The sequence below is a fragment of the Corallococcus sp. CA041A genome (genome assembly GCF_003612075.1).
GTDB classification, from domain to species: domain Bacteria; phylum Myxococcota; class Myxococcia; order Myxococcales; family Myxococcaceae; genus Corallococcus; species Corallococcus exiguus.
The window spans coordinates 37613-54889 of sequence record NZ_RAWF01000021.1; the positions used below are offsets into that span (position 1 = coordinate 37613).

The window sequence follows — 17277 nt, forward strand, 5'->3', positions numbered from 1 at the left end:
AACCTGCGCGTGGGCAAGCCGGTGACGAACACGCTGAAGGCCCTGGCGCTGAAGGAAGGCGCCACGCCCTTCATGGTGCTGCTGGCCGCATGGCAGGTGCTGCTCGCGCGCTACTCCGGTCAGGACGACGTGAGCGTGGGCACGCCCATCGCGGGCCGTGGCCGCACGGAGACGGAAGGCCTCATCGGCTTCTTCGTCAACACGCTGGTGCTGCGCACGAAGCTGGAGGGAACCCCGTCCTTCCGCGCGCTGCTGGCCCAGGTGAAGGAGACGACGCTGGGCGCGTACGCGCACCAGGAAGTGCCCTTCGAGAAGCTGGTGGAGGAGCTGGCGCCCACGCGCGACACCAGCCGCACGCCGCTGTTCCAGGTGCTGCTGTCGTTCCAGAACGCGCCGGTGCCGGAGCTGGAGGTCAAGGGCCTCACGCTGCGCGCCGTCCCGCTGGAGCACCGCACCGCGCAGTTCGATCTGAACATGACCCTGTCGGAGGTGGACGGAGAGCTGCGCGGAGCCATGGAGTACAACTCCGACCTGTTCGACGCCGGCACCGCAGAGCGGATGCTGGAGCACCTCCGCGTCCTGCTGGAGGGCGTGGCGTCCCAGCCGGACGTGCCCGTGCAGCGCCTGCCGCTGCTCACGGATGGCGAGCGGACGCAGTTGCTGACGACGTGGAACGACACGCGGGCCGACTTCCCGCGCGATGCCTGCATCCACCAGCGCTTCGAGGAGCAGGTGGCCCGCACCCCGGACGCCATCGCCGCGACCTTCGAGGGTGAGCAGCTCACGTACCGGCAGCTGGACGCGAAGGCCAACCAGCTGGCGCACCACCTGCGCCGGCTGGGCGTGGGGCCCGAGGTGAAGGTCGCCCTGTGCCTGGAGCGCTCGCTGGAGATGGTCATCGCCGTGATGGGCGTGCTCAAGGCCGGCGGCGCCTACGTGCCGCTCGACCCGAAGTACCCGCTGGATCGCCTGTCCTTCATGCTGGAGGACACGCAGGTGCCGGTGGTGCTGACGCAGGACTCGCTGGCGGACGAGCTGCCCGTCACCACCCAGCAGTTGATCAGCCTGGATGGCGACTGGAAGCGCAGCATCTCCCGCGAGCGCGAGGACGCGCCCGTGACGGCGGTGACGGCCGGCAACCTGGCGTACGTCATCTACACGTCCGGTTCGACGGGCAAGCCGAAGGGCGTGGCCATCGAGCACCGCGGCGTGTCCAACTACCTGACGTGGTGCTTGTCGGCGTACGGGCTGGATACGGGGGCGGGCGCACCGGTGCACTCGTCGCTCGCGTTCGACCTGACCGTCACCAGCATGCTGGCGCCGCTGGTCGCGGGCCGGGGCGTGGTGATGGTGTCGGAGACGCGGGGCGTGGAAGGCCTGGCGGACGTGCTGCGTGAAGGCACGGGCTTCAGCCTGGTGAAGCTGACGCCCAGCCACCTGCGGTTGTTGTCGGACCTGCTGGGCGCGGACGCGGCGGCGGGGCGCACGGGCGCCTTCGTCATCGGCGGCGAGGCGCTCTTCTCGGAAGAGCTGGCGTTCTGGCGCAAGCACGCGCCGGCCACGCGGCTCATCAACGAGTACGGCCCCACGGAGACGGTGGTGGGCTGCTCGGTGCACGTCGTGGCCCCGGAGGATTCCGCCTCCGGCGCGGTGCGCATCGGCAAGCCGCTGCCCAACACGCGGATGTACGTGCTGGATGCGCAGCTGCAGCCCGTGCCGGTGGGCGTGCCGGGTGAGCTGTACATCGGCGGCGTGCAGGTGGGCCGCGGCTACCTGGGCCGGCCGGAGCTCACGGCGGAGAAGTTCGTGCCGGATGCGTTCAGCACCGACGCTGGAGCGCGGCTGTACCGCTCCGGCGACCTGGCCCGCTGGCGCGCCGACGGCACGCTGGAATACATGGGCCGCGTCGACCACCAGGTGAAGGTGCGTGGCTACCGCATCGAGCTGGGGGAGATCGAATCCGCCCTCATGGGCGCCTACGGCGTGCGCGAGTCCGTCGTCGTCGTCCGCGAGGACGTGGCCGGCGACAAGCGGCTGGTCGCCTACGTCGCGGGTGACGTGGAGTCCCTGGACCGCAAGGGCCTGCGCGAGCACCTGGAGCGCACGCTGCCGGAGTACATGGTGCCGTCCGCCTTCGTGGTCCTGGAGGCGCTGCCGGTGACCTCCAACGGCAAGGTGGACCGCAAGGCGCTGCCCCTCCCCAGCGACGAGCGCGCGCAGGACGACGCGTTCATCGCGCCGCGCACTCCCACCGAACAGCTGCTCGCCGGAGCGTGGAGCGAGCTGTTGAACGTGGACCGCGTGGGCTCGACGGACGACTTCTTCGAGCTGGGCGGGCACTCGCTGCTTGCCACGCAGGTGCTGTCGCGCGTCCGGAGCATCTTCCGGATCGACCTGCAGCTGCGAGACGTCTTCAACGCGCCCACGGTGCAGAAGCTGTCCGTCCTCATCGACCAGGCGCTCCAGGCCGGCGCGGGCACCCAGGCGCCCGCCATCGTGCCGCTGCCGCGCGAGGGCCGCCTGCCGCTGTCGTTCGCGCAGCAGCGCCTGTGGTTCCTGCACCAGCTGGACGCGTCCAGCCCGGCCTACAACGTCCCCATGGTCCTTCGCCTGAAGGGCTCGCTGGACGTGATGGCGCTGGAGCAGAGCTTCACGGAGCTGGTGCGCCGGCACGAATCGCTGCGCACGTCGTTCCACCTGGACAACGGACAGGCCACGCAGGTCATCCACCCGGCGGTGTCGCTGCCGCTCCCGGTGGTGGACCTCTCCGACATCGCGGATCCGGAGCGCCATGACGAGGCCCGCCGGCTCGCGGACGACGAAGCGGTGCAGCCGTTCCAGCTGGCCACCGGCCCGCTGTTGCGCGTGAAGCTGCTCAAGCTGGATGAGGAGGAGCACATCCTCCTGCTCGTCATGCACCACATCGTCTCCGACGGTTGGTCCATGGGCGTGCTGGTGCGCGAGATGGCCGCGTCCTACGAGGCCTTCTCCAACGGCGGCACGCCGTCCCTGCCGGAGCTGCCGGTGCAGTACGCGGACTACGCGGGCTGGCAGCGCGGCTGGCTCCAGGGCGAGGTGCTGGAGAAGCAGCTCGGATACTGGAAGCAGCAGCTGACCGGCGCGCCCTCCGCGCTGGAGCTGCCCACGGACCGTCCGCGTCCGGCCGTGCAGACGTCGCACGGCTCCAGCGTCCCGGTGAAGGTCAGCCGCGAGCTGACGGAGACGCTCAGGGCCCTGGCGTTGAAGGAGGGCACCACGCCCTTCATGGTCCTGCTGGCCGCGTGGCAGACGCTGCTGTCTCGCTACTCCGGGCAGGATGACATCAGCGTGGGCACGCCCATCGCGGGCCGCCAGCGCGCGGAGACGGAAGGCCTCATCGGCTTCTTCGTCAACACGCTGGTGCTGCGCACGAAGCTGGACGGCGACCCCACGTTCCGCGAGCTGCTGGGCCGCGTGCGGGAGACGACGCTGGGCGCGTACGCGCACCAGGAAGTGCCGTTCGAGAAGCTGGTGGAGGAGCTGGCGCCCACGCGCGATACCAGCCGCACGCCGCTGTTCCAGGTGTCCATGACGCTGCAGAACGCGCCGGAAGGGGCGTTCACGCTGACCGACCTCACCCTGGAAGGCGTGGAGGTGGAGCACCGCACCGCGAAGTTCGATCTGTCGCTGGGCCTCACGGAGACGGCGAACGGCATCGAGGGCGGGCTCGAGTTCAACACCGACCTGTTCGACGCGAGCACCGCCGAGCGGCTCGCCCGGCACCTGGGCGTGTTGCTGGCGGGCATCGGGGCGAACCCAGACGCGCGGCTGCACCAGTTGCCGCTGCTCACGGAGGAGGACCGCACGCAGGTGGTGACGGACTGGAACACGTCCTTCCGCTTCCCGGTGGACGCGTGCCTGCACACGTTGTTCGAGCGGCAGGCGGCCCGTACCCCGGACGCCATCGCGGTCACCTACGCCGAACAGCGCCTCACGTACCGCGAGCTGGACACGCGGGCGAACCAGCTGGCGCATCACCTGCGCACGCTGGGCGTGGGGCCGGAGGTCCTGGTGGGCCTCGCGGTGGAGCGTTCGCTGGAGCTGATGGTGGGCCTGCTGGCCATCCTCAAGGCCGGCGGCGCGTACCTGCCCATGGATCCGGCGTACCCGCGGGATCGCCTGGAGTTCATGGTGGAGGACGCTCGCGTGCCGGTGGTGCTCACGCAGCAGCACCTGCTGGACGTGGTGCCGTCGGGCGCGGCGAAGCGCCTGTGCCTGGACTCGGATGCCGCCGCTTGGGCCTCCGCGCCCACCACGACGCCGGACAGCGGCGTGGCGCCGCATCACCTGGCGTACGTCATCTACACGTCCGGCTCCACGGGCCGTCCCAAGGGCGCGCAGATTGAGCACGCCCAGGTGGTGCGCCTCTTCGACGGCACGAAGCACTGGTTCAACTTCGGCGCGAAGGACGTGTGGACGCTGTTCCACTCGTACGCCTTCGACTTCTCCGTCTGGGAGATGTGGGGCGCGCTGCTGTACGGCGGCAAGCTGGTGGTGGTGCCGTACGAAGTCAGCCGCACGCCCGCGGACTTCCACGCGTTGCTCAAGCGCGAGGGCGTCACGGTGCTCAATCAGACGCCGTCCGCGTTCCGTCAGCTCATCCAGCATGAGGAGCGCACGGGCGACCACGAGGGCCTGTCCCTGCGCACGGTCGTGTTCGGCGGCGAGGCGCTGGAGTTCGGCAGCCTGCGCCCGTGGTACGCGCGCCACGCGGACAACGCGCCGGTGCTCGTCAACATGTACGGCATCACCGAGACGACCGTTCACGTGACCTACCGCGCACTCAAGGCGGCGGACGCGGAGGGCGGGCGCGGCAGCGAAGTGGGCGTCGCGATTCCGGACCTCCAGGTGTACGTGCTGGATGCGCACGGACAGCCGGTGCCTCCAGGCGTCACGGGTGAGATGTACGTGGGCGGCGACGGCCTGAGCCGCGGCTACCTGGGCCGGCCGGAGCTGACCGCGCAGCGCTTCATCCCGGATCCGTTCAGCACCGTTCCGGGCGCGCGGCTCTACCGCTCCGGCGACCTGGCGCGGTGGCGTCCTGACGGCACGCTGGAGTACCTGGGCCGTGCGGACTTCCAGGTGAAGGTGCGTGGCTTCCGCATCGAGCTGGGCGAAATCGAAGCGGGCCTGCTCTCGCACCCGAGCGTGCGCGAGGCCGTGGTGCTGGTGCGCGAGGACGTGCCGGGCGACAAGCGCCTGGTGGCGTACCTGGTGGGCGCGCCGGGTCAGAGCGTGGCGGGAGTCCCGGAGCTGCGCGAGCAGCTGCGGCGCACGCTGCCTGAGTACATGGTGCCGTCCGCCTTCATGACGTTGGAGTCGCTGCCGCTCACGTCCAACGGCAAGGTGGATCGCCGCGCGCTGCCCGCGCCGGACACCGCTCGCGCGGAAGGCTCCATGTTGGTGGTGGCGTGCACGCCGCTTCAGCTGCAGCTGGTCCGAGTCTGGGAGGAGACGCTGGGGATGTCGCCCATTGGCATCCGCGACGACTTCTTCGACCTGGGCGGCCACTCCATGCTGGCGGTGCAGCTCATGGGCCGCATCCAGCAGCTCACCGGCAAGAACCTGCCCCTGGCGTCGCTGTTCCAGGCGTCGACGGTGGAGCAGTTGGCCGCGCTGCTGGAGGCCGAGTCACGCGCCTGGTCGCCGCTGGTGGCGCTGAAGCCGGAGGGCACCAAGCCTCCGCTGTTCGCCATCCACCCGGCGGGCGGCGGCGTCCTCTGCTACGTGGACCTGGCGCGTGAGCTGGACGCGGATCAGCCGTGCTACGGCCTGCAGGCCCGGGGCACCGAGGGCGAGGAGCCCCTGGGCACCGTGGCGGAGATGGCCGCGCTGTACCTGGCGTCCGTGCGCGAGGTGCAGCCGCACGGGCCCTACCACCTGGCGGGCTGGTCGCTGGGCGGCATCATCGCCTTCGAGATGGCGCGGCAGCTGCGCGCCGTGGGCGAAGAGGTGGCGCTGCTGGCGAGCATCGACGCGTACACCGTGCAGCACATGGTGCCGGACAAGACGCCGGAGCAGGTCCTGGAGGACATGCTCACCTCCGAGCTCACCATGATGCTGGCGGCCACCACCGGCCGTGACCCCTTGGAGCTGCGCGAGCGCATCTCCCAGATGACGCAAGCGGAGCGCGTGAACTACTTCTACGAGGTGGGCAGCCAGGGTGACACGCAGATCGCCGACGTGGGCGTGGAGCGCGTGCGCAACCTGTACCGGGTGTTCGAGTCCACCTCGCGCGCCTTCACGCAGTACGACGCGAAGCCGCTCGACGGGAAGATCGTGCTGCTGCGCGCCAGCCAGCGGCCGGACACGCGTGAGCACACCGGCTGGGAGGAGTTCGTCACCGGCGGCGTGGAGGTCGTGGACATGCCGGGCACGCACATGACGATGATGCGCAAGCCGCTCATCACCAACGTGGCGCGGGAGCTCCAGTCCCGCATCGTCACGCACACGACGCCGGTGGACGACCTGAAGAAGAAGATCGGGTAGCGGCGGGGCAGGGGAGCGGGCGCGGCGCGGGCTTCGGGGTTATCCTCGGGGCCCGTGCTCCTGCCCGTCCTCACCGGTGTGTGGTTGTCGCTGTCCGGTGCGCTCGGCACGGAGCTGCGGCGGGATGGCTACAGCTTCCGGCCTCCGGACACGTTCCGGATGGCGCGCTGGGAGCGCTACACCGGCTCGCAGGTGGGCGCGGTGTCGGAGGACGGCGTGCGCACGCGCGCCCTGTCCGCGGCGCTGTCGGACGGAGAGGGCCCGGACGCGGCCACGTTCCTCATCGCCGTGGTGGACGGAGGCTTCTCCGCCAGTCCTTCCGAGCGCGACTCCTTCTCCACCGCCGTGGTCCAGCACTTCCAACGGGAGTTGGGCGTGGCGCTGACGCCGGAGCGGGTGGACCGCGTGGGCGGGCCCGTGCCCCGGGTGGAGGTGTTGGGAACGCTGCGTGAAGCAGGGCAGGTGCGCACGGTGCTGGTGACGGGGCTGGCCTCCGAAGGCCGCCACGCCGTGGTGACGGTCAGCGCGCCCGCCGCCCGCTGGGACGCCCTGGCCCCCGGGGTGCGCGCCTCGCTGGAGACCTTCCGCATGGAGGCTCCGGTGACGGGCGTCGTCTCCCGTCGGCTCGCGGGGGCGCTGGCGGGCACCCTGGCCGGGGCCCTGTTGGTGTCGTACGCGGCCTGGCGCCGCCGCCGGCAGGGAGAGGGACCGGCCACTTCGTAGCGTGGCCTGACAGGAGGGCCAAGGCGTCCCCCGGTGGGGCTCGCGGTGGGATACGGTGCCGCCCGCCCATGTTCTCCCTTCTTCTTGTCGCCGTGCTCTCGCAGGAGCCCGTGGCTCCTCCGGCGCCCTCGGCGTCTCCAACCCCGCCGGCCCTTCCAGCGCCCGACGCTGGTATCGCGGACGTGGTGGTGCCGCCCCTGCCGGTGGCCTCGTTGCCCCCGGCCACGCACGAGCTGTTCCGCCGCATCCAGGGCCGCGTCTCGCAGGTGCGCATCATCGAGCGCCGCTCCGGGACGAAGTCCTCCATCGGCTCCGCGTTCTTCGTGAGCGCGAAGGGCCACGCCCTCACGAACTATCACGTCGTCTCCGACCTGGTGCTCCACCCGGAGGACTACACCGCGGAGCTGGACCGCGGCGACGCGACGGTGCCGGTGCGCCTGCTCGCGGTGGACGTGGCGAGCGACCTGGCCGTCATCCAGGTGGACACGCCCGTCAGCGACTACTTCAAGCTGGAGGAACACGAACCGCCGCAGGGCACGCGCCTGTTCGCCATGGGCAACCCGCGCGACCTGGGCACCACCATCGTGGAGGGCACCTACAACGGCCTGGTGCGCGACGCCCTCTACGAGCGCGTGCACTTCACCGGCGCCATCAACCCCGGCATGAGCGGCGGACCCACGCTCAGCGGTGAAGGCGGCGTCGTGGGCGTCAACGTGGCCACCATGGGCAACCAGGTGGGTTTCCTGGTGCCGGTGGCCCGTGCACGGGCGCTGCTCGACCGGGCGCTGGAGCAGGAAGCGCCTCCGGACCCGGCCGCGCTGATGACGTCCGTGAAGGATCAGCTGCTGGCCAACCAGCAGCGCATCACCGACCGGCTGATGGCCACGGACCTGCCGAAGCAGTCGCTGGGCGAGTACCGCGTCCCCGGCCGCTGGAGCCCCTTCCTCAAGTGCTGGGGCGACACGCCGCATGATCCGGAGACGCCCTACACGGTGACGAGCTACCAGTGCTCCTCCGAGGAGGACATCTTCCTGTCCTCCAGCCACCGCACGGGCGTGGTGGCCTACCTGCACCAGCACGTGGAAAGCCAGAAGCTGGGCGCGATGCGCTTCTCCGCGCTCTACAGCACGCTCTTCTCGCAGGACCCGGACGCGGTGGCCGCCACGCGCGAGGACGTCACCAACTTCCGCTGCAAGTCGGAGTTCGTGGACGTGAACGGCCTCACTGTGCGCGCCGCCATCTGCATGCGCGCCTACCGCCGCTTCCCGGGCCTCTACGACCTGGTGCTGCGCGCGGCCACGCTGAACGCATCCACACACGGCGTGGACACCAGCCTCACGCTGGGCGGCTTCTCCGCGGAGAACGCTCGCAAGCTGGCGCGCCGCTACCTGGAGGGCCTGTCATGGGCGAAGTGATCTTCCTGGAGGTGCTGGAAGGGGACGCCGTCCAGTCCCGCCACCGGCTGGACACGCTGCCGGTGACGGTGGGGCGCGGCTACGCCAACGACATCATCCTGGACGACCCGAAGGTCTCCGCCGAACACCTGCGCCTGGAGCGGCGCGAGGACGGCGCGGTGGTGCTGCATGACGTGGGCAGCGTCAACGGCACCTTCAGCGTGGAGCCGTGGGCGCCGCTGAAGGAACTGGTCATCACCCCGGACGCGCGCGTGTCCGTGGGGGACACGGTGCTGCGCTTCCGGCCCCGCTCCTTCGTGGTGGAGGACACGGTCGTCAACGAAGCCCCCGAAGCCCCCAGTGAGCGTCTGATCGAGCGCCCCCGGGCCTTCGCGTTCACGCTGCAGGCGCTGGTCGTGACGTCCTTCATCTCCGAGCGGGTGACCCAGTTCCGGAAGACGGACTGGGGTGACCTGCTGATGTCCGCGGTGGTGCCCCTGGGACTGGCGCTCCTGTGGGCCGGAGGCTGGTCTCTGGCGAGCCGCATCGCGCGCAAGCGCTTCCACTTCCGCGTGCACACCACCATCGCCGCCCTGGTGCTGCTGGGCTTCGCGCTTCTACCGCCCCTCTTCGCGCTCGTGAGCTTCAGCTTCTCGCTGGGCTCGTGGCTGGGCTTCGTGCGCATGCTGGCCGTGTTGGCACTGGTGGGGTGGGGGCTCTACTGGCACCTGCGCTACGTGACGCGCTGGAGCGGCAAGCGGGTGGTGCGCGGGCTCGTCATCGCGTCGGTGGGCGTGCTGATCCTCACGAACGCGTCGGAGGTGCTGGGCAACGAACCCTTCAGTGAGGAGCTGGAGTTCCCCCGCTCGCTCCTGCCGCCGGTGCTGCGCGTGGCCCCGGCGCACTCCATGGACTCGTTCTTCGAGGACGTGAAGCCGCTGGAGAAGAAGGTGGACGCGCTCGTGAAGGAGCGCTGAAGCGCGTCCACCCCTGGCACCGCCTACAGGCCGCGCACCGCGTGCGGCTTGTAGGGGGCCTCCAGCGCCTTCACTTCTTCCGGCGCGAGCTTGAGGCTCACGGCCTTCACCGCGTCCTCCAGGTGCTCGGGCTTCGTCGCGCCGATGATGGGCGCGGTGACGACGGGCTTGGACAACAGCCACGCCAGGGCCACCTGCGCGGGCGGGGCCTTGCGCGCCTCCGCCACCTGCTTCACCGCCTCCACCACGTCCCAGTCCCCGGGCTGGTTGTAGAGGATGGGTGACAGCGTGTCGGAGCCCGCGCGCGTCGTGGCCTCCTTGTCGTCCAGCGACTTGCGCGAACCCGCGAGCAGTCCTCGCGCCAGCGGCGACCACGGGATGACGCCCACGCCTTCCGCCTCGCAGAGGGGCAGCATCTCCCGCTCCTCCTCGCGGTAGACCAGGTTGTAGTGGTTCTGCATGGACACGAAGCGCGCCCAGCCATTGCGCTCGGACACGCTGAGCGCTCGCATGAACTGCCACGCGTACGCGGAGCTCGCTCCCAGGTAGCGCACCTTCCCCTGGCGCACGAGCTGATCCAACGCGGCCAGCGTCTCCTCGATGGGCGTGTTCGGATCCATCCGATGGATTTGGTAGAGGTCGATGGTGTCCACGCCCAGCCGCTTGAGGCTCGCCTCGCACGCCTGGGTGATGGCCTTGCGCGACAGGCCGCGCTCGTTCTGGCCGCTGCCCGTGGGGAAGTAGACCTTCGTCGCCAGCACCACCTCGTCCAGCTTCGCGTACTTGCGCAGCGCGCGGCCCGTCACCTCTTCACTGACCCCGTCCGAGTACATGTTCGCGGTGTCGAAGAAGGTGACGCCCAGCTCCACCGCGCGGCGGAAGAAGGGCTGCGCCGCCTCTTCGTCCAGCACCCACGGGCGCCACTTCGGAGTGCCGTAACTCATGCAGCCCAGGCAGATGCGGGAGACCCGCAGGCCGGTGTGTCCCAGGTTGGCGTACTTCATGGGTCCGCTCCTTCGTGTATGCCCTGCATGAAAAAGACGACGGGCAGGTCCCCGATGAAGGGAACCTGCCCGCGTCACTTCAAACCATGGACCTCGTTACGCCCGGACTTCCGCCGGAGGCGTGTCCGTGGTGGGCGCGGCGATCGCGGCGCCCTCCTTGAACGGAGACGTCTCCAGCGCGGCGTTGAGGACCTCGTCCATCTTCGTGGCGAAGATGAACTCCAGCTCGTTCTTCGCCTGATCCGGCACGTCGATCAGGTCCTTGCGGCAACGCTCCGGCAGGATGACGCGCTTGATGCCCGCGCGGTGCGCCGCCAGGACCTTCTCCTTGATGCCGCCCACCGGCAGCACCAGGCCACGCAGCGTGGCCTCGCCCGTCATCGCCGTGTCGTGACGCACCCGGATGCCCGTCAGCAGGCTGGTGAGCGCGGTCAGGATGGTGACGCCGGCCGAAGGACCATCCTTGGGGATGGAGCCCGCGGGGAAGTGCAGGTGCAGGTCCGTCTTCTCCAGGAAGTTGGACGGGATGCCCAGCGCCTCCGCCTTGCTGCGCAGGTAGCTCAGGGCCGCCGTGGCGGACTCCTTCATCACGTCGCCCAGCTGGCCGGTCAGGGTCATGCCACCCTTGCCCGCCATCTTGGTCGCTTCGATGAAGAGCAGATCTCCGCCCGCCGCGGTCCACGCGAGGCCCGTCGCCACACCGGGAACCTCCGTGCGCTCCGCGACCTCCGAGTAGAACATCTCGGGCCCGAGGATCTCCTTCACCCGCTCCGCGCCGATGGTCTGCTTCTCCATCTTGCCGCCGGCCACTTCCACCGCCACCGCGCGGCAGATGTCCGCGATGCGGCGCTCCAGGTTACGCACGCCCGCCTCGCGGGTGTACGACGTGGTCAGGATGAGCAGTGCCTCATCCTGTATCTCGATGTGGTCCCCGTTGAGGCCGTGCTCCCTGAGCTGCTTCGGCACGAGGTGGATGCGGGCGATGGCCTGCTTCTCCTCGAACGTGTAGCCCGTCAGCTCGATGATCTCCATGCGGTCGCGGAGCGGCCCGGGGATGGGATCCAGCTGGTTCGCCGTGGCGACGAACATGACCTTCGACAGGTCGAACGCCACGTCCAGGTAGTGGTCGCTGAACGTGCTGTTCTGCTCCGGGTCCAGCACCTCCAGCAGCGCCGCGCTCGGGTCGCCGCGGAAGTCCGCGCCCAGCTTGTCGATTTCGTCCAGCATCATGACCGGGTTCTTCGTCCCGGCCTTCTTCATGCTCTGGATGAAGCGGCCCGGCAGCGCGCCCACGTACGTGCGGCGGTGGCCACGGATTTCGGCCTCGTCACGCACGCCGCCCAGCGACAGGCGCACGAACTTGCGGCCCGTGGCCTTGGCCACGCTCTGGCCCAGCGACGTCTTGCCGACGCCCGGGGGACCGACGAGGCACAGGATGGGCCCGCGCATGTCGTTCTTCAGCTTGCGGACGGCCAGGTACTCCAGGATGCGCTTCTTCACCTTCTTGATGCCGAAGTGATCCTTGTCCAGCTGCTGGCGCGCGTTCTCGATGTCGAGGTTGTCCTCGCTGATCTTCGACCACGGCAGGTCCGCGATCCAGTCCAGGTAGGTGCGCGCGACGGTGTACTCGCTGGAGGCCGCCGGAATCGTCTTCAGGCGGTTGAGCTCCTTCTGTGCGACCTTCTCCACCTCGGGGGGCAGGGCGGCCTTCTTCAGGCGCTCCTGGAGCTCGTCCAGCTCCTCTTCCTCTTCGCCCATCTCGCCGAGCTCTTCCTTGATCGCCTTGAGCTGCTGGCGCAGGTAGTACTCGCGCTGGGTCTTCGACATCTCGCCCTTCACGGCGGAGTCGATCTTGTTGGAGAGCTTGAGGATCTCCCGCTTGCGGTTGAGCAGCTCCAGGACGAGCTTCATGCGCGCCTTGAGGTCGACCGTCTCCAGCACGGCCTGCTTCTCCTCGATGGGCACGTCCACGTTGGCGGCGATGAGGTCCGCCAGGTGGCCCGGATGCGTGATGCTCTCCACCAGCTCCGTGGCGGCGGCGGGCAGCTCGGGCATCAGCTCGATGACCTCGCGCGCCAGCTTCTTCAGGTTGATGCCCAGGGCCTCGACCTCGACGTTCTCGGAGGAGGTCTTGTCCTCGACCGCGTCGACGCGAGCCTTCAGGTAGGGCGCTTCCTGGACCAGCTCCATCACGCGGAAGCGCGCGAGGCCCTGGACCACGAGCGAGTAGTTGTCCTCGCCCATCTTCAAGAGCTTCACGATGCGGGCGACGGTGCCCATCGTGTACAGGTCGGACGCGCCCGGATCCTCTTCCTCGGCGCGGCGCTGCGTCACGACGCCGATGACCTGGTCGTCACGGACGGCGTCCTTGATCAGCGCAATCGTCTTCTGGCGGCCGACGGCCAGGGGCAGCACGCCGCCGGGGAAGAAGACACTGTTGCGCAGCGGCAGGATGGGCAGCACCTGCGGAATGTCTTCCTTGTTGATGAGCCCCGGAGGGGCCATCGCGGTGGGCATGGCGCTGGCCGCGGTGCCCTTCTTCTTCTCGTCAGACATGGGAGTTCGGCCTCTTCCTTGCTTGAACCCGGTCAGCAAGCGGCCGGGCCGGTGAACCATCCGGTTGTTTTCTGCGGCGGATGAACCAACGTAACAACCAAAAGGGACATGGCAAACGCGATGTGCGTTATTTCCGTGCCTCGTCGGCTGTACGACTCTCCTCTATGTAACGGCCCAGAAGTCTCGCGTCCGGTGAAGGGGTGGGGCATGCTTGCCCCCTCTCACGCCTGATGCGGTGCGCGAGCGCGCGTCCCCGCACTGGAGGACGATGTGAAGCTCCACACCTGCGCCCACCTGATGTCGCTGTCCGCGCTCCTGGCGCTCGGATGCCACTCCCCCGTGGATGATGACGGCTCCACGGTCCCGGACACCTGCGAGGCGAGCCCTCCGTTGGTGGCCCCCCAGAAGACGGACATCCTCTTCGTCATCGACAACTCAGGATCCATGAGCGAGGAGCAGCAGGGCATCGCGACGGAACTGCCCGCCTTCCTGGCCGCGCTGAAGGAGGGCAACGGTGTGTCCCAGGACTTCCGCGTGGGGGTCATCACCACCTCCGTGTACCAGCGCCAGCGCTTCGCGGACGGGGCGGACGTCATCCGCTCCTTCCCGGATCAGGAGGGCCGGCTGCGGCCGGTGAGGGACGAGGCGAACCAGCCCACCGCCGAGCGCTTCATCGAGGGGTCGGATCCGCTGCTGCTGCCCAAGTTCCAGCGGCTGGTGGACCAGGGCACCTCCGGCAGCGGCCAGGAAGCGCCCTTCGAGGCGGTGCGGCTGGCGGTCGCTTCGCCCCTGGCCACCCAACCCCTGGCGGAAGGGGGCAACGGGGGCTTCCTGCGGGACGACGCCCGCCTGCTGGTGGTGGTGGTGTCCGACGAGGAGGACTGCAGCTCCACCCAGCGGCCGCCCCCGGTGGCGCTGGGCGAGGACCGGGCCGTGGACTCGTGCACGGAGCAGGGGGACAAGCTGACGCCGGTGTCGGAGTACTACCAGGCCTTCCAGAGCCTGCGTGACAGCCAGGGCGTGTCGCGCGAGGTGCTGTGGGCGACCATCGGGCCGGTGGCGGTGACGGACAAGCGCGCGGAGCTGATCGTGGACACGACGAGCGGCACCACCTACGTGCGCAACGTCGACTGCCCGACGTCCTACGGGCCCGGCTACCGGCAGAGCGACATGGCGAAGGCGTTCGACGCGACCCGGGCGAACCTGGATTCCATCTGCAAGACGAGCTACCAGCAGACGCTGCTGGACATCGCGGACCTGGCCACGGTGGCGCAGAGCGTGGCCGTGGTGAACCTGCCGGATCCGCGGCTCGCGGTGGTGAACGTCACGCGCGCGGATGGATCCGTGCAGACGTGCACGGCGGGCAACGGCGACTTCCGCTACGAGCCCCCCAGCGGCGACCGCTCCGCGCGCATCTTCTTCCTGGGCCCGTGCCTGCGGCGCGTGGGCGACACGAAGGTGGAGGTGAAGGTGCTGTGCGCCGGATAGCCCGGAGCTGATCCGCCGCGCATCACCCGAAGGGCCCCGCGAAGGACGCGGGGCCCTTTTTCGTGGGCCCGCACGTGACCTGTCATGTCCGGTGCCAAAAAAATAATGCGCGCGGATCCGCCTCCTTCCGTCGAGTGGAGCACCCGACGCGACAGGTCCGATGCACTCGGAATGCCGCCTGTTTGGGTGTCAGAGGGCTTCGGATACTGGCCCCATGCGCGCGCGGTGCGCGAGGCGAGGAGGCCACATGGGCGCGGCGGTCGAACGGTCGGGGTTGGCGGTGGTCGAGGAGCTGCGCGAACGGATCCGCCAGTTGCAGGCGGCGCCCCGTCGCGCGCTGTCGGTGCTGCGCACGGGCGTGGACGCGGTGGACGCGCTGCTGCCTCAAGGTGGCCTGCCGTTGGGGCACTCCGTGGAGCTGTGCGGCGAGGCGGCGTCGGGACGCACCAGCCTGGCGTTGCGAGCGGTGGCGGCCGCGCACCGGGAGCTGCGCTTGTGCGCGTGGGTGGATGGTCCGAAGGAGCTCTATCCCCCCGCGGCGGCGGCGCTGGGCGTGGACCTGGAGCGGCTGCTCGTCGTGCGGCCCCAGGCCTTCGCGCAGCGGGTGTGGGCCGCCGTGCAGCTGGCGCGCAGTGGTGCCTTCACGGCGGTGGTGGTGGATCTGACGCTCGGCGTGGGCGCTCCGGGCCGTCCGGAGCGGCTGGCCCTGACGGAGGCGCGCAAGCTCGCGGACGCGGCGGCGCGAGGCGGGACGCTGGTGTTGCTGCTGACGTCGCCGGAGGCGCCCGCGGACGGTCTCGCGCGGCTGCGACTGGAGGCCCGGGGCGTCCAGGGCTGGTCCGTGGAATTGGAGCGCAGCCGGGGCGGAGGCGTGGGGACGCGCGTCGTGAGCCCCTGGCGGGAGCTCTACCCGGAGGTGGGGCTGGATGCCGGAGCGCGGCTGCTGGACGCGGACGTGGAGGCGTCAGGGGATGCGGGGCCGGACTTCTACCGGGACCCCGCCGACCGCGTGCGCAACGGCATGGGCATCCTGGGTCAGCGCCCCGGCCGGGACGCGCCCATGCCTTCGCTGGGGAGCGCGCTGTCCCCGGCCGGCCGCTGACAAGAGAGAGAGGGTGGGCCATGCGGAGGGGCTACCTGCACGTCACGCGCTTCCCGGTGCAGCGCAAGGTCATTGAGTCGCCCGCGCTCGCGGGCCAGCCGCTGGTGCTGGTGGAGGAGGTGCGCGGCCAGCGCCGGGTGGTGTTCGCCTCCACGCGCGCGCTGAAGGCCGGCGTGCGGACGGGGATGACGCTGACGGCGGCCACCGCGTTGGAGCCCGAGCTGCGGAACTTCCCGTACCGGTTGAAGGACGAGGCCCAGGCGCTGGCCGCGCTGGGGGAGTCGCTGCTCGGCCTGTGTCCTGGCTTCCAGCGCGACGCACCGGACGGGCTGTGGTTCGACGCGAGCGCGGCGCACCTGGTGGGCGGCGAACGGGAGTTGGGCGCGCGCGTGCTGGAGGTCTGCGGCGAGCAGGGCTACCGGGCGCACGTGACGGTGGCGTCGGAGGCGTTCACCTCGCGAGTGCTGGCGCGGTATGGCTCCCAGCGGGTGGCGGTGGTGCCGGAGGGGCAGGGCGCGCGAGCTCTGGCGCCCCTTCCGATGGGCGCGCTGGAGGACTCGGCGGCGAAGGCCTTCACCGTCCTGGGGCTGTCCACGTTGGGAGAGGTGGCGGCGCTGCCGGCCGGGGCGGTGACGGCGCGAGGAGGCGCCGGTGCGGCCCGGGTCCATGCGCGGTGCCGGGGCGTGGACGACACGCCCTTCACGCCGGATCCGTTGGAGGAGGCGCTGGAGGATCGGGTGGTGTTGGACGCGCCCGCGGACACCTTCGAACCCGTGCAGTTCGCGCTCAAGACGCTGCTCGACAGGCTGGGCGCGCGGCTGTCCGGGCGGCAGCGGGCGGCGGTGCGGCTCACCTTCGTGCTGCGCCTGGACCCCACCGGCGAGGCCCAGGTGCCGCTCCTGCTGGCGCGGCCCACGGCGCAAGCGAAGCTGCTGTTGGACCTGGCTCGGCACCGGCTGGGGGAATTGCGACTGGAGCGGCCAGTGGCGGAGGTCTCCGTGCGGGTGGACGCGCACGACGAGGACCTGGGCCAGCAGCTGGCGCTGGGGGACGCGCCGGAGGGGGACGCGGCCCTGGAGGGCGTGCTGTCGCGGCTGGCGACGACGCTGGGCGAGGGGGCGCTGTTCGCCGCGTCCCTGGAGGCCGTGCACCGGCCGGAGTCCGCGCATACGCCCCGGGCCTTCCATCCTCCAGAGGCGCGGCGCGGTCTGCTGTCCCCGTCGGGCCCGCTGGCTCCGGCGCCGGAGTCTGCCGCGCCCATCACCGTCTGGCGCGAGGCGGGGGCCGCCCGGGAGCGGCCGTCGCGGCTGCTGGCCCAGCCGGCCCGGCTGGACGCGGAGGTGACGGCGTCCGGGGAGATGCTGGCGGCGCGGATCGCGGGGCGGCGGCACCGGGTGACGGCGATGGCGGGGCCGGAGCGACTGGGTGGCGAATGGTGGACGGACACCCCGTACCAGAGGGACTACTACCGCGTGCACTTCGAGGGGCTGGGGCCCGCCTGGGTG

At 70.4% G+C, this 17277-nt stretch carries 9 protein-coding genes (1 of these 9 running past the window's edge); 7 read left to right on the top strand and 2 right to left on the bottom strand.

Annotation, left to right across the window (positions count from 1 at the left end; all coding sequences use genetic code 11):
- From D7V77_RS06380 to D7V77_RS06395, 4 genes are all read left to right on the top strand, one after another.
- Nucleotides 1-6528, top strand: partial view of a non-ribosomal peptide synthase/polyketide synthase gene (locus D7V77_RS06380; RefSeq protein ID WP_120575381.1) — the end only. Its footprint begins 24984 nt before the window's first position; 6528 of the gene's 31512 nt are visible here — the last part of the coding sequence; its start codon lies off the left edge, out of view; the stop codon is at nucleotides 6526-6528.
- 54 nt (nucleotides 6529-6582) lie between these two features.
- Entirely contained in the window at nucleotides 6583-7251 is a 669-nt protein-coding gene (locus D7V77_RS06385) for a hypothetical protein (protein WP_120575382.1), read from the top strand.
- 68 nt (nucleotides 7252-7319) lie between these two features.
- Complete coding sequence (locus D7V77_RS06390) at nucleotides 7320-8666, top strand: serine protease (RefSeq protein WP_120575383.1); 1347 nt, start codon at nucleotides 7320-7322, stop codon at nucleotides 8664-8666.
- Nucleotides 8654-9622: an FHA domain-containing protein gene (locus tag D7V77_RS06395; RefSeq protein ID WP_120575384.1), complete on the top strand. Its 969-nt coding sequence runs from the start codon at nucleotides 8654-8656 to the stop codon at nucleotides 9620-9622. Before D7V77_RS06390 ends, D7V77_RS06395 begins: the two co-directional genes overlap by 13 nt.
- Nucleotides 9623-9645: 23 nt before the next feature.
- On the opposite strand, the gene D7V77_RS06400 is transcribed toward D7V77_RS06395, so the two are convergent.
- A complete protein-coding gene (locus D7V77_RS06400) occupies nucleotides 9646-10626 on the bottom strand; it encodes an aldo/keto reductase (protein ID WP_120575385.1) in 981 nt (326 codons plus the stop codon).
- A gap of 96 nt (nucleotides 10627-10722) precedes the next feature.
- Nucleotides 10723-13182, bottom strand: coding sequence for an endopeptidase La (gene lon / locus D7V77_RS06405; RefSeq protein ID WP_120575386.1), 2460 nt, complete (start codon nucleotides 13180-13182; stop codon nucleotides 10723-10725).
- 270 nt (nucleotides 13183-13452) lie between these two features.
- Here lon and D7V77_RS06410 point away from each other — a divergent pair, with 270 nt between their 5' ends.
- The 3 genes from D7V77_RS06410 to D7V77_RS06420 all read left to right on the top strand — a co-directional run.
- Nucleotides 13453-14670 (top strand): VWA domain-containing protein, encoded by a 1218-nt coding sequence (locus D7V77_RS06410; RefSeq protein WP_120575387.1) that lies wholly within the window; start codon nucleotides 13453-13455, stop codon nucleotides 14668-14670.
- Nucleotides 14671-14917: 247 nt separating this feature from the next.
- Nucleotides 14918-15772 carry an ImuA family protein gene (locus D7V77_RS06415; protein ID WP_120575388.1) on the top strand — a complete coding sequence of 285 codons (855 nt, stop codon included), beginning with the start codon at nucleotides 14918-14920 and terminating at the stop codon, nucleotides 15770-15772.
- Between the two features lie 20 nt (nucleotides 15773-15792).
- The coding region (locus D7V77_RS06420; RefSeq protein ID WP_147451999.1) for a DNA polymerase Y family protein at nucleotides 15793-17277 on the top strand (1485 nt) is incomplete at its 3' end.